Genomic DNA, 20,148 nt, shown 5'->3' with positions numbered 1-20,148 from the left:
TAACATTGCGCAGGCTAAAAATCCGATAACTTCACCTGCAAAGCGCGCAATGAATAAAACCCGTCAGCAAGAACTCACTCGCTGGTTAAAACAGCAAAGCATTATTTCTCGTCGTTGGTTGACGCTCTCCCGCCTGCTTGGCGTGGTCAGCGGCGTCCTGATCGTCGCGCAAGCGTGGCTGCTCGCCAGCATTCTCAACCATATGATTATCGAGCACATTCCGCGCGAGGCACTGCTGCTGCCCTTTGCGCTGCTGGTGCTGGTCTTTATTCTGCGCAGTTGGGTGGTCTGGCTGCGCGAGCGGGTAGGATTTCATGCGGGGGCACAGATCCGCTTTGCGATACGCCGCCGCGTGCTGGATCGTCTGCAACAGGCCGGCCCGGCATGGATTCAGGGTAAACCCGCCGGCAGTTGGGCGACGCTGATCCTTGAGCAAATCGACGACATGCATGACTTCTACGCCCGCTATTTGCCACAAATGGCGCTGGCGGCGAGCGTACCGCTGCTGATTGTGATTACCCTTTTCCCGATTAACTGGGCGGCAGCGCTGATCCTGCTTGGCACCGCACCGCTAATCCCGCTGTTTATGGCAATGGTCGGGATGGGCGCAGCCGATGCTAACCGCCGTAACTTTAAAGCACTGGCGCGCCTGAGCGGTCACTTCCTTGACCGCCTGCGCGGCATGGAGACGCTGCGTATTTTTGGCCGTGGCGAAGCGGAAACGGAAAGCATCCGCCGCGCGTCGCAGGATTTTCGCAGCCGCACGATGGAAGTGCTGCGCCTGGCGTTTCTCTCCTCCGGGGTGCTGGAATTTTTCGCGTCACTTTCCATCGCGCTGGTCGCCGTTTACTTTGGTTTCTCCTATCTGGGCGAACTCAATTTCGGCCATTACGGTACCGGCGTGACGCTGTTTGCCGGTTTTCTTGCGCTGGTGCTGGCACCGGAATTTTTCCAGCCGCTGCGCGATCTGGGTACCTTTTACCACGCGAAGGCGCAGGCAGTAGGCGCAGCGGATAGCCTGAAAACCTTTATGGAAGCGCCGCTCGCCCATCCGCAACGCGGCGATATCACGCTCAATGCGGGTGAGCCTGTCACCCTGACGGCAGAGGATTTAATTGTTAAATCGCCCGAAGGCGCAGTGCTGGCCGGGCCGCTCACCTTTACCCTCTCCTCCCAACAGCGGGTTGTGGTGGTCGGGCGCAGCGGATCGGGAAAAAGCTCGCTGATTAACGCGCTGTTAGGGTTCCTGCCTTATGAAGGCTCGCTGCGCGTTAACGGTATTGAACTGAGCGCGCTCGATCCCGACAGCTGGCGCAACGCGATAAGCTGGGTCGGCCAAAACCCGCAGTTGCCAGCCGCCACGCTGCGCGAGAATGTGCTGTTATCTCGCCCGGATGCCAGCGAAGCGGCCTTACTCGCTGCGCTGGATAAGGCGTGGGTAAGCGAGTTTCTGCCGCTGTTACCGGAAGGGCTGGAAACCCAGCCTGGCGATCAGGCTGTTCGCCTCTCCGTCGGCCAGGCGCAGCGTGTCGCTGTCGCCCGCACTCTGCTCTCCTCCTGCCAGCTGTTGCTGCTGGATGAACCCTCCGCCAGCCTTGATGCCCACAGCGAGCAACGTGTGATGCAGGCGCTGACCAGCGCCTCGCGCCAGCAAACGACGCTGATGGTGACCCACCAGTTGGAAAACCTCGCAGAGTGGGATGCCGTTTGGGTGATGCAGGAGGGACGCATTGTTGAACAGGGCAGCTATGCCGAGCTTGCCGCCGCCGGGGGCGTGTTTGCCGCGCTGCTGGCACATCGTCAGGAGGAGATTTAAATGCGCGCCTTGCTGCCTTATCTCGCATTATATAAACGCCATAAATGGATGCTGACGCTGGGCGTGGTGCTGGCGGTCGTCACGCTGCTGGCCAGTATTGGGCTGTTAACGCTTTCAGGCTGGTTCCTTTCCGCCTCGGCAGTGGTCGGCGTCGCCGGGCTATATAGTTTCAACTATATGCTGCCCGCCGCCGGTGTGCGCGGGGCGGCGATCACCCGTACCGCCGGGCGCTATTTCGAGCGGCTGGTTAGCCACGATGCCACATTCCGCGTGCTGGAACATCTGCGCGTGACTACCTTCAGTAAACTGTTACCCCTCTCCCCCGCCGGGCTGGCGCGTTTTCGTCAGGGCGATGTGCTTAACCGCGTGGTTGCTGATGTCGATACGCTTGATCACCTCTACCTGCGTGTAATTTCACCGCTGGTGGGCGCGCTGGTGGTGATTATTGTGGTGCTGGTCGGCCTGAGCGTGCTCGATCTCTCGCTGGCTCTGATGTTAAGCGGCATTATGCTGGCGACGCTGCTTATTCTGCCGCCCCTCTTTTATCGCGCCGGCAAAGCGACAGGGGAAAACCTCACCGCACTGCGCGGGCAGTATCGTCAGCAATTGACCAGCTGGTTACAGGGGCAGGCAGAGCTGACCATTTTTGGTGCCAGCCAGCGTTATCGCGAGCAGCTGGAAAACACCGAATTAAGCTGGCACGAGGCGCAGCGCCGCCAGTCCGATCTGAGCGCCGTGTCGCAGGCAGTGATGCTGACGATTAGCGGCGCGGCGGTAATTATTATGCTGTGGTTCGCCTCCGGTGATGTCGGCGGTAATACCGAGCCTGGCGCGCTGATCGCACTCTTTGTCTTCTGCGCGCTGGCGGCGTTTGAAGCGCTCGCCCCGGTTACCGGCGCTTTCCAGCACCTTGGGCAGGTTATTGCCTCCGCCACGCGGGTGACGCAGCTTACTGACTGTCAGCCGGAAGTCACTTTTCCCGCCACGCGCACCGCCGTGCCCCAGCAGGTTAGCGTGGCGCTGACCGACGTGTCGTTTAGCTATCCGGGACAACCGCAGCGGGCGCTGGATAGTCTCAGCGTATCGATTGCCGCAGGCGAGCATGTTGCCATTTTGGGCCGCACGGGCTGTGGTAAATCGACGCTGCTGCAACTGCTGACGCGCGCCTGGGATCCGCAGCAGGGCGAGATTCATTTACAGGATCGCCCATTACGCTCGTATGCTGAGGCCGATCTGCGCTCGCTTATCAGTATGGTGCCGCAGCGCGTACACCTGTTTAGCGCCACGCTGCGCGATAACTTGCTGCTGGCTTCACCGCAGGCAAGCGATGAGATGCTGAGCGCGACGCTGGAACGCGTGGGGCTGGAGAAGCTGCTGGATGAGAATGGCCTTAACGCCTGGCTCGGTGAAGGCGGACGTCAGCTCTCCGGCGGTGAACTGCGTCGTCTGGCGATTGCACGCGCGCTGCTGCATGATGCCCCGCTGGTGTTACTGGATGAACCGACCGAAGGGCTTGATGCCTCCACTGAGAGCCAAATCCTTGATCTTCTTAATGAAGTGATGAGAAGTAAGACCCTGTTAATGGTCACCCATCGTCTGCGCGGGCTGGCAAATTACGATCGGATAATTGTAATGGACAACGCGCAAATAATTGAGCAAGGTAATCACGCAGCGTTAATGGCGAAACAGGGGCGGTACTACCAGTTTAAGCAGCGTCTGTAGTGGTTTGACTCATTTTCGCTCTCGCGTCACCAACACTGAAGCAAGAGCGAAAGATGACGATATTAACAGAGGTCACTTGTCGCATTGTGGAGCGTTGCAGTCATGCGCCTGGTTCAGCTTTCTCGTCACTCTATTGCATTCCCTTCGCCGGAAGCGGCGCTGCGTGAACCCAACGGGCTGCTGGCGCTTGGTGGCGACTTAAGTCCGGCGCGCTTGCTGATGGCCTATCAGCGCGGGATTTTCCCGTGGTTTTCACCGGGTGATCCTATCCTCTGGTGGTCGCCCGATCCGCGCGCCGTATTATGGCCGGAAAATTTTCACGTCAGCCGCAGCATGAAGCGCTTTCATAAAACCTCACCTTATCGCGTGACGCTGAACCACGCTTTTGGCCAGGTCATTGATGGTTGTTCAGACGATCGTGACGAAGGCACGTGGATTACGCCCGATATCGTCATGGCTTACCACCGTTTGCATGAACTGGGTCATGCGCACTCGATTGAAGTGTGGGAAGGCGACGAGCTGGTAGGTGGGATGTATGGCGTCGCGCAGGGCTCGCTTTTCTGCGGTGAGTCGATGTTCAGCCGACGCGTAAATGCCTCGAAAACCGCCCTGCTGGTCTTTAGCGAGGAGTTCGCGAGACTTGGCGGTAAATTGATTGATTGCCAGGTGCTTAATAGCCATACCGCTTCCCTTGGCGCGGTGGAGATCCCCCGCCGCGACTATCTGCAATACCTCGCGGAACTACGTCTGGCCCCGCTTCCTTCACACTTTTGGGTGCCCCGTCGGCTCTTTCCGGCTCGTTGAAGAATGTTTTCGGCACATTTGTATTCAGAGTGTTATAATGGTCGCTCGTAGCAGCTTTTGCCTGTTGCCCCGCCCCATCCGGGAGTCGTTCGTATCAGGGATGCCCTTCGTTTACTTCTACCGCTCCCCTTTACGGTTGCGCTTTACTGGCGCTCTGGCTGCGGCGTGCGGGGAATCGGCAAAAGCTGTTTTGCTGCGTTTTATCAGCACAAATCTTTACTTAACACACGAACTTCGGCATTATCTTGCCGATTCAAAAAATTATGGTAGTGATACCCCCGAGGATTAGATGGCCAAAGAAGACAATATTGAGATGCAGGGTACCGTTCTTGAAACGTTACCTAATACGATGTTCCGCGTAGAACTGGAAAACGGTCACGTGGTCACTGCGCATATCTCTGGTAAGATGCGTAAAAACTACATCCGTATCCTGACGGGCGATAAAGTGACTGTGGAACTGACCCCGTACGACCTGAGCAAAGGCCGCATTGTCTTCCGTAGCCGCTAAGATCTTCCGCTAGCGCAACTGCGCACCTAATTTAAAGGCCGGGTAATCCCGGCCTTTTCTGTTTCTGCTTCAGCCGCTACTTAAAAAATCGCTTTTAACGATCAGGGATAGTGGCAGCCGCCCCGCTCGCGACAGGCTCTCCATTCAGAGGTACCGATATCCGGGCCGGACGCCGGATCGCGACAGACTGGCCACCATTTGCTGTAGAAGTTACAGGTAGCGGCTTTTCCTGCAAGCGGAGCAAGCAGTAAAAAACTGAGCATTACAGGTATAAAAATATGCCTCATGGTATCTCCTCCTTATTGACCAACTTCTGATTCCTTTTCATGGCAATAACCCACTTCAGCGCTATTGCGCATTAAAACAACCTACAAAAAAACGGCTTACACGGCAATATTTTTATTATTATCAATAATTTACATTAAGAATGTTTGCACGAAGTACCGCAGTTAGCTCTGCAGAACCGTTTATCTCACGGTTTTACTGCGGTGACAGGCAGGGTCTTGCGCTGACAAAGTAGAGGGTACGCCGCTTTTTCACGCGCGCTTATCGACAGGCATAAAAAAACCGGGCACAGGGCCCGGTTTGATGAGGTTAATGCAGAGATTAATGTGCTGCTTCCGGTTTGTGCTTCTGCGCACTGTGGAAACCATACTCCAGTTCATTCTTCTCTTTATTCAGCGTGACGGTGACCTGGCCGCCATCAACCAGCGATCCGAACAGCAGTTCGTTGGCGAGCGGTTTTTTCAGGTTGTCCTGAATCACACGCGCCATTGGTCGGGCACCCATCGCACGGTCGTAGCCTTTCTCTGCCAGCCAGTCGCGCGCTTCCTGGCTGACCTCCAGCGAGACGCCCTTCTGATCCAGCTGCACCTGAAGTTCGACGATAAATTTGTCAACCACCTGGTGGATCACCTCGGTAGACAAATGATCGAACCAGATGATGTTGTCCAGACGGTTGCGGAACTCTGGCGTAAAGATCTTTTTGATCTCTTCCATCGCATCGGTGCTGTTATCCTGGTGGATAAGGCCGATAGATTTACGCTCGGTTTCACGCACGCCGGCGTTGGTGGTCATCACCAGCACGACGTTGCGGAAATCGGCCTTGCGCCCGTTGTTATCGGTCAGCGTCCCGTTATCCATCACCTGCAACAGGATGTTAAAGACATCAGGATGCGCTTTTTCGATCTCATCAAGCAGCAGAACCGCATGCGGATGCTTGATCACCGCGTCGGTCAGCAAGCCGCCCTGATCGAAACCGACATAGCCCGGAGGCGCACCGATCAAACGGCTCACGGTGTGGCGCTCCATATACTCGGACATATCAAAGCGCAGCAGCTCAATGCCCAGCGCTTTCGACAGCTGTACCGTCACCTCGGTTTTACCGACGCCGGTCGGGCCAGCAAACAGGAAGGAGCCGACCGGTTTATGGTCCTGACCCAGCCCTGCACGGCTCATTTTGATCGCTTCGGTTAAGGCCTCAATGGCTTTATCCTGACCAAACACCAGCATTTTCAGACGGTCGCCGAGGCTTTTCAACGTATCACGATCGCTCTGAGAGACGCTCTTCTCAGGAATACGTGCGATGCGGGCAACCACGGATTCAATATCCGCCACGTTAACCGTTTTCTTGCGTTTGCTGACCGGCATCAGCCGCGCTCGCGCGCCAGCCTCATCAATCACGTCAATCGCTTTGTCCGGCAGATGGCGGTCATTAATGTATTTCACCGCCAGCTCAACCGCGGCGCGTACCGCTTTCGCCGTGTAACGCACATCGTGGTGCGCTTCATATTTCGGCTTCAGGCCGTTGATAATCTGCACCGTTTCCTCAACGGAAGGTTCAGTGATATCAATTTTCTGGAAGCGGCGCGCAAGGGCGCGATCTTTTTCAAAGATGTTGCTGAACTCCTGATAGGTCGTGGAGCCCATCACGCGGATCTTACCGCTGGAGAGCAGCGGCTTAATCAGGTTGGCGGCGTCAACCTGCCCGCCGGATGCAGCGCCCGCACCGATGATGGTGTGGATCTCATCGATAAACAGAATGCTGTTGCTGTCCTGCTCAAGCTGTTTCAGCAGCGCCTTAAAGCGTTTTTCGAAATCGCCACGGTATTTAGTACCTGCCAGCAGTGAGCCGATATCCAGCGAGTAGATGGTGCAGTCGGCCATAATTTCCGGCACATCGCCCTGCACAATTCGCCAGGCCAGCCCTTCGGCAATCGCGGTTTTACCGACGCCCGACTCCCCCACCAGCAGCGGGTTGTTTTTACGGCGGCGGCACAGCACCTGGACGGCGCGTTCGAGCTCTTTGCCACGTCCAATCAGCGGATCGATTCCGCCCACGCGAGCAAGCTGATTAAGGTTGGTGGTGAAGTTTTCCATACGTTCCTCCCCGCCTGCTTGCTCTTCGCTGCTCGCCTGGCTGCTACTACTGCTGCCCGCGTCAGAGGATGGACCCGGCTCGTCTTTGCGCGTGCCGTGAGAGATAAAGTTCACCACGTCAAGGCGGCTGACTTCATGTTTGCGCAGCAGGTAAGCCGCCTGCGACTCCTGCTCGCTGAAGATGGCAACCAGCACGTTCGCACCGGAGACTTCGCTGCGTCCGGAAGACTGAACGTGAAACACCGCGCGCTGCAGAACGCGCTGGAAGCTGAGCGTCGGCTGCGTGTCACGCTCCTCTTCGCTCATCGGCAGGACGGGTGTGGTTTGTTCGATGAAGGCCTCGAGTTCCTGCCGCAGCGCCACCAGATCCACGGAACACGCTTCCAGCGCATCACGGGCAGATGGGTTACTGAGCAGAGCCAGTAACAAGTGCTCGACGGTCATAAACTCATGTCGGTGCTCGCGCGCTCTGGCGAAAGCCATGTTTAAACTGAGTTCCAGTTCTTGATTGAGCATAGGCACCTCCCCCAAGTTTTATTGCCTGACGTCAGGCTTTTTCCAGCGTACACAGCAACGGATGCTCGTTCTCCCTTGCATACTTGTTCACCATGGCAACTTTCGTCTCCGCGACCTCGGCGGTGAAAACACCGCAGATAGCCTTACCGTGATAGTGAACCGTTAGCATCAGTTGCGTTGCACGTTCAACATCATAAGAAAAGAACTTTTGTAGCACGTCAATAACAAATTCCATTGGCGTGTAGTCATCGTTCATTATCATCACTTTGTACATCGATGGCGGTTTGAGCGCGTCGCGCAGTTTATCTTCCGCCAATTGCTCAAAATCCAGCCAGCTATTGCTCTTACCCATCGTTAGCGCTTCATCTTAGGTTACAGGTTCCGGCGCACGTCTAATCGGCCGATTACATGAGTTTAGATGCATTTTCAATCAGCATCAGATGTCAGGCAACTATAATGGATCGCCCTGCATTTGAATAACAACATTAAGTGGATGGTTATGTGAAGATGTCCTGCTTAGTGCACATTATATGGCTCGATTATAGTTTTTTTTGGCGATCCTTGCCATTTCACCTGTGTAAAAAGATTTCAAAGTATCTTATTTTTCTTTTTTTTAAATTTTAAACATTATGCTAAATAAAAAAACGAACCGCTGAGGGTTCGTCTTTTTATTTATTTCAGAACTATTTATCCAGCTCCAGTAATGACCTCGCAACATCGGCATAGAAAGCATTAACATAAGCCTGCGGGATGACATCAAATCCCATAAAGTCGAGATGATCCCAATCGTACATTACCGGGTAATAGCTCCACTGCCCTTTTTTCGGCTGGCCATCATAGGGTTTCGCATCAGCACCAAAGGGGTAATAGCTGGAAACTGAATTCACCAGCCCATCATTCGTCGTCCAGGTGGCATTAATTAATGATGTTTGCGGATCGGTAATGGTTTTACCCATATAGGTTGCTGACGGCACCAGCAGTGGATTGGTATAGACGCCGGGGATCTGGAAAGAGGTAAACGGCACGCCAACGGTTGTTTTACCGGTATGCGAGAAATAATAGACGTTGGGCTTAGTCTCCAGGTACTGCTTATTCGCACTGACGCCAACTACCGAGAGATCGTAAGAGGCAATATCCTTCGAATCCCAGATGCTGCTGGTGAAAACATCGCGAATATATTCAGCCAGGCTCTCATCCGGATCGCGGCGCAGGCCAAACTGGTCGAGTTTGAAATCATAAACAAATGAAGAGAGCGACGACACGCCGGCAATAGTCGCCGCTTTGCGGACCATATCTTCAATCAGGCCAACGATCAGGTTTTTATCTTGTGCAAACGAGCTGCCATTATTTGGCGTCGCGACGGTAGTGACGCTGAAAACATAATCTTTCCCGCCTTCAAAAAGCGGAGAGAGCTCTGTTCCGGGGTGCGATTCATGGAACGCGCGCTCCTCTTCGCTGCCATCCTGCAGCATATCGACCAGCTGGCGGCTGGTTAACCCGCCCATACTGTGGCCAACGAGGTGGATCTTATGGTGCTCATCCCAGTGTGGATAGATGCCGGGGTAAGTTTTACCGTAGCGGGCATGGTTCGCTTTCAGGGAATGGGCGGCGCCATAATCAACGGTGCCGCCTTTAATATAGTAATAGAGCTCAACCGCGCGATCCCAGTTGCTGGAAACCGGCCCAACAACGGCGGCGTAAGACTCCACCCCATTGCTATTTAAATAGGCAATGGTGTCATCAAACCCGCCCCAATATTTGAAACCCAGCATTTCATCGGGGCCCCAGCCGACAACACCATGAACAAAAATCAGGGGATAGTGATTTCCTTTTTGGGCCATGTTTTGTGGAGCCGCGTCGACTGTCTCCGCCGCGACGAAAGAGGAATTAATAAGCGAAGCTGATACCAATAGCGCTAAAGATAATTTCTTTAAAGTTTTCAATGTAACTTCATCCTTTTTTATTTACACCAACGTTGCGTCGCTAATAGTACCTTTCACGGTGCTTTTCTTTTCAGCCCTTAAAGTGGATTAATATACAAGAATGCTCTCGGATAATTTTTGAATAATCGCATTAAGGCGAAAGGGTAAATAATTTATTTGGATTAGGATAATTCACGTGAATTAATAACTTATTAAATTACATTTTAAATCACTGGTAATTAAGGTTTGTATTGCGCAACAGATAGCTGGGGAATAGCCATATTCGAGACCTGCATCACATTTTTTTACCATAGCGTTAACTGTTTCAAAAAATTGATGCGCTGTCTCCCAGAATGCTTGCCAAATACTTGACGCATTATACGAATTATCTAAATTGTAGAGTCGTGAGTTGGCGAGGTTTTGAACAACCCGCCGCTCCGCCACCGGTTCATTCCATCTTACTTAAATAAGTTTTACGAAGGATGTCGAAGCATGGAAATGGGTACTGTAAAGTGGTTCAACAATGCCAAAGGGTTTGGCTTCATCTGCCCGGAAGGCGGTGGTGAAGATATCTTCGCCCATTACTCCACCATCCAGATGGATGGTTACAGAACGTTAAAAGCCGGGCAGACGGTCCGGTTTGATGTACACCAGGGCCCTAAAGGCAATCATGCCAGTCTTATCGTGCCAGTAGAACTGGAAGCGATAGCCTGACGCCTGTGACTTCGTTGTGTACAAAGTGCAGTGAAATGCCAGCCCGGTGGGCTGGCATTTTTATTACTCGCGCGCCAGCGCATCCACCGGATCGAGCCGCGCGGCATTGCGGGCAGGAAGCCAGCCAAACAGCACGCCGGTAAAGGTGGAGCACAAAAACGCCGTTAACAGCGCAACCGGCGAGAAGCCAATCTCCCAGCCGGGCAGAAAGAGTTGCAGAGTGAAGGCGATCAGCATCGACAGCATCACGCCCAGCGCACCGCCCACCAGGCAGACAAACACCGCTTCAATCAGAAACTGTGACAGCACGTCGCCCGCACGTGCGCCCACCGCCATTCGGATGCCAATCTCCCGGGTACGCTCGGTGACCGACACCAGCATGATATTCATCACGCCAATCCCGCCTACCAGTAGCGAGATCACCGCCACCAGCGTTAAAAAGAGCTGCAGCGTACGAGTCGTTTTCTCTGCCGTTTTCAGCACCCCGTCCATGTTCCAGACAAAGAAATCCTTTTTACCGTGGCGAAGATTTAACAGCTGCGTCAATTGCTGCTCGGCTTGTTCACTGCTGTAGCCCTCATTTACGCGCACGGTAATGGAGTTGAGCCATGACTGGCCCATAATCCGCCCGGCAATGGTGCTGTAAGGCAGCCAGACGCGCAGGATCTTGCTGCTGCCGAACATCGACTGCTTCTCCTCCGCCACACCAATCACCGTCGCCGGCATATTACCGACCAGAATCACTTCACCCACTACGCTGGCTTTATCCGGGAAGAGCTGCCGCCGGGTATTGCTGTCGAGCACCACCACCTGCGCGCGCCTGCCCTGCTGCTCGGCGTTAAACGCGGTGCCTTCGCTAAAGGTCATACCGTAAACATTAAAATATTGCCCGCTGACGCCGTTCGCGCTGGCCGCCACGTCGATATTGCCGTAACGCAGACGCAGGTTTTGCGACACCGATGGCGTAGCTGAGCGCACCCACGGCTGCTTTTGAATGGCAAGCAGATCGTCATACTTCAGCGCCTGCTGGTTTTGTGGCTCATCATCACCAAAATCTTTACCGGGGTAGACATCGATGGTGTTGGTGCCGATGGAGCGGATATCTGCCAGCACCAGTTGCTTGGCCGCATCGCCCACTACCACAATCGACACGACCGAGGCGATACCGATAATAATGCCGAGCATGGTGAGCAAGGTGCGCATTTTGTTGGCCGCCATCGCCCGCCAGGCCATGGTCAGCGCTTCCTGGAAACGGCTGGTGAACTGCCGCCAGCCGCCGACGGAGGTGACAACGCTTTCATGCTTTGCCGCAGAGGCGGCGGTAGTTTTTGCCGGCGGATTGGCAATAATTTCGCCATCGCGGATCTCAATGATCCGCTCAGCCTGCGCGGCAACCTGCGGATCGTGAGTGACGATAATCACCGTGTGGCCGCGATCGCGCAGCTGATGGAGGATCGCCATCACCTCTTCGCCGGAGTGGCTATCCAGCGCGCCGGTTGGCTCATCGGCGAGGATCACCTGCCCGCCGTTCATCAACGCACGGGCAATACTGACGCGCTGCTGCTGGCCGCCGGAGAGCTGCGAGGGTTGATACTCGCTGCGATCGCCAAGCCCGAGGCGCGTCAGCAACTCTTTGGCGCGGGCCAGCCGCGCTTTGCGCTCCGTCCCGGCATAGACTGCTGGCACTTCAACATTCTGTGCGGCGGTCAGATGGGAGAGCAGATGGTAGCGCTGAAAGATAAAACCAAAGTGCTCGCGGCGCAGCTGCGCCAGCGCGTCGCCGCTGAGGGTCGAAACATCCGTTCCCGCCACGCGATAGGTGCCGCGGGTCGGCTTATCGAGACAGCCGAGAATGTTCATCAGCGTCGATTTACCGGAGCCGGACGCGCCCACAATCGCCACCATCTCGCCTGCGTTTATGGTGAGCGTAATGCCTTTCAGCACTTCCACCATGCCGTCGCCAGAGGGGTAGCTGCGGCGAATCTCCTTCAGTTCAAGCAGGGCGGTCATTGCGCCGCGCCCTCTTTCCGCTCGCCGATCACCACTTCATCGCCCGCGTCCAGCCCTTTGACCACCACTACATCGGTATCGTTACGCGCGCCGAGGATCACCTCCCGCTCGCGGGTCTCGCCATTGCGCAGCACTTTGACCTTATAGCGGTTATCGCCAACCGGCTCGCCGAGCGCCGCCAGCGGAATGGTCAGCACGTTTTTCTGCCCGGTGAGCTGGATCTGCACCTGCGCGGTCATCTCCAGACGCAGCACGCCCTGCGGGTTGGGCACTTCAAAACGCGCGTAGTAGAAGATGGCGTCGTTGACCTTCTCCGGGGTCGGCAGAATATCTTTCAGTACCCCTTCATAGCGGGTACCCGGATCGCCCAGCACGGTGAACCACGCTTTTTGCCCCGGTTTGAGATGAATGACATCCGCTTCGGAGACCTGCGCTTTCACCAGCATGGTACTCATGTCGGCGACCGTCAGAATGTTCGGCGCCTGCTGCATGGCAATCACCGTCTGCCCTTCCAGAGTGGTGATTTGCGTCACCTCCCCGTCCATCGGCGCGAGGATGCGGGTGTAATCGAGATTGGTTTTTGCCGTATCGAGCGTCGCTTGGTTACGTTTGATCTGCGCATCGATGGTGCCAATCTGCGCCTGTTTTACGGCGACATCCGTGGCCGAAGTGTCAAGATCCTGGCGCGACACCAGGTGGCTCTGCACCAGCTGCTGCTGACGTCCATAAGTCACCTGCGCCAGCTTCAGCTCGGCCTGCGCCTGGCGGCGCTGCGCCCGCAGCTCCATCAGCGTCGCTTCCACTTCTTTAATCTGGTTTTCCGCCTGCGCCGGGTCAATGATGCCCAGCAGCTGATCTTTCTTCACCTTATCGCCGATGTTGACCGTCAGGCGCTGTAACTCACCGTTGACCTGCGCGCCGACGTCAACTTTGCGAAGCGCGTCGAGTTTGCCGGTTGCCAGCACCATTTGTTGCAGCTCGCCCGGCTTAACAATCAGCGTCTGATACTGCACCACCGGCGCATTTAACTTGCTCCAGAGCCAGAAAGCCGCCAGCACTATGATGACGATCAGCACAAACAACCCTGTCCTGCGTTTTCCCTTCAGTTTCATAAAATTTCCAGATAATCGGACATGCGATGGAGAGAGCAATTTTAACTAAACAGCGGCTCAACGAAACCTCATCTTCGCATTTTCTCCCTTATCCATTGAAGAGGCGTTGAGTCAGCACCTGATGAAATTGAGATCTCTTAATGAAATGTGAGTTGCACCATGTCCGTTATCGCTACTGTTTTTGAACCTCAACGGCCGCTCCCGAAAACGGCCTGGCAGCTATTCGCTTCTCTGCTTACCGGCGATCTGGTGCCGGGCCCCGCCTGGGAGAAAGGCTCCCACCGGCGTAAATTCCTGCTGCGCTCGCTGGCGATGCCTTTTGCCACCGCGCACTTTTTGTCACGTCTCGTTGACCAGCCGCACCTTGCCCGCAAGCTGCATATGCAGCCGGGTCTGCCGTGCCGGTTACACCGCCCCTGGCTCTCCGTCAACCTGACGCGTCAGCAAACCAGCGAGGCGATCTGCTGGCACTACGACACGTTTAATCGTCTGCTGCCCGAAGGGATGGTGAGCAGCTATCTCACAACGTCGGGCTGCACGCTGGCCCGGCTGACCGGAAAAGATGAGCAGAGTTACTCCATCCGTCTCTGGTCAGACGCCGCGCTGGATAAAGAGGGCGAAGCGACGCTCACCTTTTATGACGCGCTGGAGACGCCGCTGGCGCGCCTCACCTTCACCATCTGCCCCTTTAACGGCTTGACCACGCTCTATATTGGTGGGCTGCAAGGGCCAAAATCCCATGTGCCGCACGAAGCGATCCAGGGCGCGACCAAAGCCTGTCACGGGCTGTTCCCGAAGCGGCTACTGGTCGAAGCGGCAATGATGCTGGCGCAGTACCTCGACGTGGAAGCGATCCGCGCGGTAAGCAATGAAACGCACATCTATCAGAGCCTGCGCTATCGCAAGAAAAAACTGCGCCAGCTGCATGCGGATTACAATAGCTTCTGGGAATCACTCGGTGGCGTTGTCGATGGTCAGAGAGACTTCGTGCTGCCACTGATGATGCCACGTAAACCGATTGAGGAGATCGCCAGCAAAAAACGCGCAGAGTATCGCCGCCGTTATGAGCTGCTCGATAGCCTGCAAAGCCAGACTGCCGAACGTTGCCAGCGCTAATCGGCTCTCCCGCGCGCCAGCCACAGCACGCGGGAGAGCATTTTACGCAGCAGCGGCGGGATCGCCTCCACGCCGCGCCTGCCCGCTTCCATCGCCACCTCAATCGCCAGATCTGGTTTTGACGCGCGGTGGATCGCTTTGGTGATCACCCGGTGCGCGTTCATCGGCACGTTTGCCGGCAGCTGCGCCACGCGGTGATAGACATCATCAAACCCTTCGCGATACATAAAGTGCTCCATGTCGCGCGCCGGCAGTTCGGTTAAATGAACCCGCACTTGGTCGGGATGGTTATCGAGTACGCCGCGCACGGTGGCGGCATATTTTTTCCCCGCTTCGTCGCCATCCACCAGCACATGCCACTCAATGCCCATCCGGCGGGCAAATTTGATCAGCGGCTTCAGGCCGCACTGCGCGAACTCAATCACCTTTATCCCTTCAGCATCAAAGTGGTGCCCACACTGGCGCGCAAGATCGTTAATCACCCAGGTTTCCGTCTCCCCTTCGACCAGCAGCCAGCAACGGGCAAACAGTGATGAGGGGCGGTTGACGCGAATATGAAATGCGATGCGCCGCCCATCCTCTGCGCTCAGCCCGCCCGGCCCGAGGCGCCAGGCCGCAACGCGTGACGATTCGCGCACCAGCCGGCAGACATGCTCAACGGGCGTCAGCGACAGCAGTTCACCGGAGTTAGTGGTGGTAATGCGTTGCAGCGGCAGCAGGTTTAACAACTGCCAGGCGACGGAGAGCATAATCGGATGCAGCCGCGTTTCGGGATCTTCCACCAGCAATAGCGGACGCGCATCGCGATCGAGGTGCACAGAGCCTTTGGCCTGCAATAGCGTGGAAAAAAAGCCCAGCAGAATTACCCGGTACATGCGCCCGCCGGGCTTATCAATCATGCGGTTGATGGTGTCGAGATAGCGCCAGCTACGCTGCTCATCATGGGAGCGGCGGCGCATCAGGCGCGGCAGCGACGTACCGCTGCCCTGCTCGGCAAAGTAGTGCTCCAGCAGTTGCACCATCGCCGATAAGCCGTGGCGGATCTGCGCATCGGTCAGGTTTTGCGGCCGTGATACCAGTTCGCGGGAGAGAAAATCGAGCTGGCGCGCGGTGCTCTCCAGCAGCGGTGTTTCCGGCGTGCCGCCGCTGCGCAGCCGGCGCATAAAACGCGCATCGCGCAGGCGCAGCACCGGCGAGAGGCGAATCAGGTGGCGCGCCATCTCATCACTGTCACGCAGCGGCAGCAGCTCGCCTTTGGTGTCGAGAAAACCGCGCAGCGTCCTTACTTCGCCCCCGGCAGAAAGCTCCCCTTCATGGCGGTAAAAGAGGCGGTGATAACCATCGTCACTGGGCACCCAGCAGTCGGCCAGCGGTCGGTAGCGCCGCGTTTTATACCGCCCCGGTTCAGATTCACGAAAGGTGAGAATAATGTGCAGATGGTGCTCGCGGCCGTTGATATCCCCCGGCGGGAACCAGAAGTCATCGCGCACAAAATGGTAGAGATCGTTTTGCGGCGACAGCAGCAGGGTGAGCGCATCCAGCAGGCTTGATTTGCCCCATGCGTTCTCACCAATTAACACGTTGTTCTGTTCAAGCTGCAATGAGAGGCGATTAATACCCCGAAATCCCACAACCTCAACTCGCTCCAGAATCATCTCTCATCCTCCGGGTGTGTTGCCCTCTCCCTGCGCCAACAGCATAACGGCAGGCGGGAAGCGCCATTGAAATCTGCATTTGCATAAAATCGCTCACTTTTCGCAGCTTTACTCACTTTCAGCCTTTCTGTAGTGTGTTTCAGTGCATATAAATTTACGTAAGGATTCGGGCTATTCATGTTTTCAGGATTGTTAATTATTCTTCTGCCGCTGGTGGCGGGCTACCTCATTCCGCTGCGCCACGCCTCCGCGCTCAAACTGATCAATAAACTGCTCAGCTGGATTGTCTACGTGATCCTCTTTTTTATGGGTATCAGCCTCGCCTTCCTTGATAACCTTAGCGCTAACCTGCTGTCGATATTGCATTATTCCGCGGTCAGCGTGGTGATTATTTTACTCTGCAACGCCTGTGCGCTGCTGTGGCTGGAGCGATCCCTGCCGTGGCACCATCACCACCAGCAGGAAGTGCTGCCATCTCGGCTGGCGATGGCGCTGGAGTCGTTGCGCCTGTGCGGCGTGGTGCTGCTCGGTTTTGTGATTGGCCTGAGCGGGCTTGCGTTTTTACAGCACGCGACCGAAGCCAGCGAATACACACTGATCTTCCTGCTGCTGCTGGTCGGTATTCAGTTGCGTAACAGCGGCATGACCCTGAAACAGATTGTGCTGAACCGCCGCGGAATGATTATCGCGGTGGTCGTTTGTGCCAGTTCGCTGGTGGGCGGTGTGATCAACGCGCTACTCCTCGATTTGCCGCTGAGAACCGGGCTGGCGATGGCCTCCGGCTTTGGCTGGTACTCCCTTTCCGGCATTCTGCTTACTGAATCCTTTGGCCCGGTGATTGGCAGCGCGGCGTTCTTTAACGATCTGGCGCGCGAACTGATCGCCATTATGCTGATCCCCGGGCTTGTTGGCCGCAGCCGTTCAACCGCACTCGGGTTATGCGGCGCAACGTCGATGGATTTCACCCTGCCGGTGTTGCAGCGCTCTGGCGGGCTGGAGATGGTGCCCGCCGCCATTGTCCACGGGTTCGTACTCAGCCTGCTGGTGCCGCTGTTAATGGCGCTCTTCTCTGCCTGATCCCCTTCGGCGGTGGGTTTCTGCCGCCAAACTTGCGCTAAATCAATCTCGGCGTAAATAGCCGCTAAAAGACCTTTCACGCCTTCGCCCGCCCTATTAATCTTAAACATGTATTTTAAATATAACTTTAAAGAAGGTGTGACCATGTTTTGTGTGCAATGTGAACAAACCATCCGTACCCCGGCAGGAAATGGCTGTTCTTACGCGCAGGGGATGTGCGGGAAAACCGCTGAAACCTCCGATCTCCAGGATCTGCTGATTGCCGCCCTGCAGGGGCTTTCCGCCTGGGCCTGCAAAGCGCGCGACTACGATCTGATTGACCATGAGATTGATAACTTTGCGCCGCGCGCCTTCTTCTCCACCCTGACCAACGTTAACTTCGATTCCGTGCGCATTATCGGTTACGCCCGCGAAGCGATTGCCAAACGTGAAGCACTAAAAGCCCTCTGCCTGGCGATCGATCCGCAGGCGCAGGTAGATAACCCGATGGCAGATTTACAGCTGGTGAGCGACGATCTCGGTGCGTTGCAGCGCCAGGCGGCAGAATTCACCCCAAATAAAGACAAAGCGGCGATTGGCGAAAACATTCTTGGCCTGCGCCTGCTCTGCCTGTATGGCCTGAAAGGCGCGGCGGCCTACATGGAACATGCCTACGTGCTCGGTCAGTACGATAATGATCTCTACGCGCGCTACCACAACATCATGGCATGGCTCGGCACCTGGCCGGCGGATATGAACGCCCTGCTGGAGTGCGCGATGGAGATCGGCAAGATGAACTTCAGCGTGATGAGCATTCTCGACGCCGGGGAAACCAGCCTCTACGGTCACCCGACGCCAAGCCAGGTGAACGTCAAAGCGGTGGCGGGCAAATGTATTCTTATTTCCGGTCACGACCTGAAAGATCTCTATAACCTGCTGCAACAGACCGAAGGCAGCGGCGTCAACGTCTATACCCATGGCGAAATGCTGCCGGCGCACGGTTACCCGGAGCTGCGTAAATTTAAACATCTGGTCGGTAACTACGGCAGCGGCTGGCAGAACCAGCAGGTCGAGTTCGCCCGTTTCCCCGGCCCGATTGTGATGACCTCCAACTGCATTATCGACCCGACCGTCGGTTCCTATGACGATCGTATCTGGACGCGCAGTATCGTTGGCTGGCCGGGCGTTAACCACCTTGAAGGCGACGACTTTGCCCCGGTGATCCGCCAGGCGCAGCAGATGTCCGGCTTCCCGTTTAGCGAGATCGAACACCTGATCACCGTTGGTTTTGGTCGCCAGACGCTGCTCGGCGCGGTCGATACATTGATCGATCTGGTGAGCCGCGAAAAACTGCGCCACCTCTTCCTGGTCGGCGGCTGTGATGGCGCACGCGGGGAGCGCAGCTACTTCACCGATTTTGCCACCCAGGTGCCGGATGACTGCCTGATCCTGACGCTGGCCTGCGGCAAATACCGCTTTAACAAACTCGACTTTGGCAATATTGAAGGCCTGCCGCGTCTGGTCGATGCCGGGCAGTGTAACGACGCCTACTCGGCGATTATTCTGGCGGTGACGCTGGCCGACAAACTCGGCTGCGGTGTTAACGATCTGCCGCTCTCGCTGGTGCTCTCGTGGTTTGAACAGAAAGCGATTGTCATTTTGCTGACTCTGCTCTCGCTGGGTGTGAAAAATATTGTCACCGGCCCCACCGCACCGGGCTTCCTGACGCCGGATCTGCTGGCGGTGCTGAACGAGAAGTTCGGCCTGCGCCAGGTGACCACCGTCGAGCAGGATATGCAGCAGTTACTGAGCGCATAAGGAGCGAAAAATGAGCATGCCAACCCCTCAATGCCCGTGGCGGATGCAGGTGCACCATATCCACCAGGAGACGCCGGATGTCTGGACGCTTTCGCTGCTGTGCCATGATTACTACCCCTACCGCGCCGGGCAGTATGCGCTGGTGAGTATTGGCAACAGCGCCAACACGCTGCGCGCCTATACCCTCTCCTCGACGCCGGGCGTCAGTGAATACATTACGCTGACCATTCGCCGTATTGATGAGGGCACAGGCTCGCAGTGGCTGACGCGTGAGGTTAAGCGCGGCGATTATCTCTGGCTCTCCGACGCACAGGGAGAATTTACCTGCGATAACGAACCGAACGAAAAGCTGTTGCTGCTGGCAGCAGGCTGCGGCGTGACGCCGATTATGTCGATGCGCCGCTGGCTGGCGAAACACCGTCCGCAGGCGGATGTGCAGGTGATTTTCAGCGTGCGCTCGCCGCAGGATGTGATCTTTGCCGATGAGTGGCAGAACTACCCGGTGACGCTGGTGGCGGAGCACAACGCTACCGATGGCTTTGTGGCGGGGCGTTTAAGCCGCGAGCTGCTGAGCGCAGTGCCGGATCTGAGTGCGCGTACGGTGATGACCTGCGGCCCGGCGCCCTATATGGCATGGGTTGAGCAGGAGGTGAAAGCGCTCGGTGTCACACGCTTCTTTAAAGAGCAGTTCTTTACGCCGGTTGCTGAAGCCGCCACCAGCGGGCTGAAGTTCAGCAAACTGTCGCCGATGAAAACCTTCTATGCGCCGGTGGGCAGCACGCTGCTGGAGGCGCTGGAGAGCAATAAAATGCCGGTCAACGCCGCCTGTCGCGCAGGCGTTTGCGGCTGTTGCAAAACGCAGGTGCTTTCCGGGGAGTATTCGGTCAGCAGCACCATGACGCTGACCGAGAAGGAGATTGCCGACGGGTTTGTGCTCGCCTGCTCCTGTCACCCGCAGGGGGATTTGGTGTTAGCGTAAGGTGCCGATGATGATGCCGGA

General features: G+C 56.2%; 15 protein-coding genes. 9 read left to right on the top strand and 6 right to left on the bottom strand.

All coding sequences use genetic code 11. The annotated features are described in order from the left end of the window. Positions 1 to 49: 49 nt before the first annotated feature. The 4 genes from cydD (at position 50) to infA (ending at position 4,850) form a co-directional block, all read left to right on the top strand. Positions 50 to 1,816 (top strand): heme ABC transporter permease/ATP-binding protein CydD, encoded by a 1,767-nt coding sequence (gene cydD / locus BWI95_RS13345; protein WP_076769634.1) that lies wholly within the window; start codon positions 50 to 52, stop codon positions 1,814 to 1,816. Then, positions 1,817 to 3,538, top strand: a complete 1,722-nt coding sequence (cydC, locus tag BWI95_RS13340; RefSeq protein ID WP_054804023.1) for a heme ABC transporter ATP-binding protein/permease CydC — start codon at positions 1,817 to 1,819, stop codon at positions 3,536 to 3,538. Between the two features lie 102 nt (positions 3,539 to 3,640). Continuing rightward, the gene (aat, locus tag BWI95_RS13335; RefSeq protein WP_054804024.1) at positions 3,641 to 4,342 is read left to right on the top strand and encodes a leucyl/phenylalanyl-tRNA--protein transferase; all 702 of its coding nucleotides are present in this window, start codon (positions 3,641 to 3,643) and stop codon (positions 4,340 to 4,342) included. Between the two features lie 289 nt (positions 4,343 to 4,631). After that, positions 4,632 to 4,850 (top strand): translation initiation factor IF-1, encoded by a 219-nt coding sequence (gene infA, locus BWI95_RS13330; RefSeq protein ID WP_001040187.1) that lies wholly within the window; start codon positions 4,632 to 4,634, stop codon positions 4,848 to 4,850. Positions 4,851 to 5,456: 606 nt separating this feature from the next. Here infA and clpA read toward each other — a convergent pair. The 3 genes from clpA to BWI95_RS13315 all read right to left on the bottom strand — a co-directional run bounded on the left by clpA (position 5,457) and on the right by BWI95_RS13315 (position 9,586). Then, positions 5,457 to 7,745 (bottom strand): ATP-dependent Clp protease ATP-binding subunit ClpA, encoded by a 2,289-nt coding sequence (gene clpA / locus BWI95_RS13325; protein WP_023481807.1) that lies wholly within the window; start codon positions 7,743 to 7,745, stop codon positions 5,457 to 5,459. 31 nt (positions 7,746 to 7,776) lie between these two features. Beyond that, positions 7,777 to 8,097: an ATP-dependent Clp protease adapter ClpS gene (clpS, locus tag BWI95_RS13320; RefSeq protein WP_023481436.1), complete on the bottom strand. Its 321-nt coding sequence runs from the start codon at positions 8,095 to 8,097 to the stop codon at positions 7,777 to 7,779. Positions 8,098 to 8,428: 331 nt separating this feature from the next. Continuing rightward, positions 8,429 to 9,586 carry an esterase/lipase family protein gene (locus tag BWI95_RS13315; RefSeq protein WP_076769633.1) on the bottom strand — a complete coding sequence of 386 codons (1,158 nt, stop codon included), beginning with the start codon at positions 9,584 to 9,586 and terminating at the stop codon, positions 8,429 to 8,431. 573 nt (positions 9,587 to 10,159) lie between these two features. On the opposite strand from BWI95_RS13315, the gene cspD reads away from it, so the two are divergent. Beyond that, on the top strand, positions 10,160 to 10,381 hold the full coding sequence (gene cspD / locus BWI95_RS13305; RefSeq protein ID WP_023481381.1) for a cold shock-like protein CspD: 222 nt from the start codon (positions 10,160 to 10,162) through the stop codon (positions 10,379 to 10,381). A 63-nt stretch (positions 10,382 to 10,444) separates the two neighbouring features. On the opposite strand, the gene macB is transcribed toward cspD, so the two are convergent. Both macB and macA read right to left on the bottom strand, forming a co-directional pair. Further along, the gene (gene macB / locus BWI95_RS13300; RefSeq protein WP_076769631.1) at positions 10,445 to 12,391 is read right to left on the bottom strand and encodes a macrolide ABC transporter ATP-binding protein/permease MacB; all 1,947 of its coding nucleotides are present in this window, start codon (positions 12,389 to 12,391) and stop codon (positions 10,445 to 10,447) included. After that, entirely contained in the window at positions 12,388 to 13,503 is a 1,116-nt protein-coding gene (gene macA, locus BWI95_RS13295) for a macrolide transporter subunit MacA (RefSeq protein ID WP_054804028.1), read from the bottom strand. Before macA ends, macB begins: the two co-directional genes overlap by 4 nt. A 159-nt stretch (positions 13,504 to 13,662) precedes the next feature. Between macA and BWI95_RS13290 the strand changes: the two genes are divergently transcribed. Beyond that, positions 13,663 to 14,619 carry a VirK/YbjX family protein gene (locus tag BWI95_RS13290; protein WP_076769630.1) on the top strand — a complete coding sequence of 319 codons (957 nt, stop codon included), beginning with the start codon at positions 13,663 to 13,665 and terminating at the stop codon, positions 14,617 to 14,619. Here BWI95_RS13290 and BWI95_RS13285 read toward each other — a convergent pair. Next, the gene (locus BWI95_RS13285; protein WP_076769629.1) at positions 14,616 to 16,274 is read right to left on the bottom strand and encodes an ATP-dependent endonuclease; all 1,659 of its coding nucleotides are present in this window, start codon (positions 16,272 to 16,274) and stop codon (positions 14,616 to 14,618) included. The two genes, BWI95_RS13290 and BWI95_RS13285, sit on opposite strands and share 4 nt — an antisense overlap. 177 nt (positions 16,275 to 16,451) lie before the next feature. On the opposite strand from BWI95_RS13285, the gene BWI95_RS13280 reads away from it, so the two are divergent. From BWI95_RS13280 to hcr, 3 genes are all read left to right on the top strand, one after another. After that, the gene (locus BWI95_RS13280) at positions 16,452 to 17,351 is read left to right on the top strand and encodes a LysO family transporter (protein WP_054804029.1); all 900 of its coding nucleotides are present in this window, start codon (positions 16,452 to 16,454) and stop codon (positions 17,349 to 17,351) included. 144 nt (positions 17,352 to 17,495) lie between these two features. Next, the gene (gene hcp / locus BWI95_RS13275; RefSeq protein ID WP_076770313.1) at positions 17,496 to 19,148 is read left to right on the top strand and encodes a hydroxylamine reductase; all 1,653 of its coding nucleotides are present in this window, start codon (positions 17,496 to 17,498) and stop codon (positions 19,146 to 19,148) included. Positions 19,149 to 19,158: 10 nt separating this feature from the next. Further along, the gene (gene hcr / locus BWI95_RS13270) at positions 19,159 to 20,127 is read left to right on the top strand and encodes an NADH oxidoreductase (protein ID WP_054804030.1); all 969 of its coding nucleotides are present in this window, start codon (positions 19,159 to 19,161) and stop codon (positions 20,125 to 20,127) included. Positions 20,128 to 20,148: the final 21 nt, after the last annotated feature.

It is taken from the genome of Kosakonia cowanii JCM 10956 = DSM 18146 (assembly GCF_001975225.1).
Classification (GTDB): domain Bacteria; phylum Pseudomonadota; class Gammaproteobacteria; order Enterobacterales; family Enterobacteriaceae; genus Kosakonia; species Kosakonia cowanii.
This window is presented reverse-complemented; position numbering and strand designations above follow the sequence as displayed.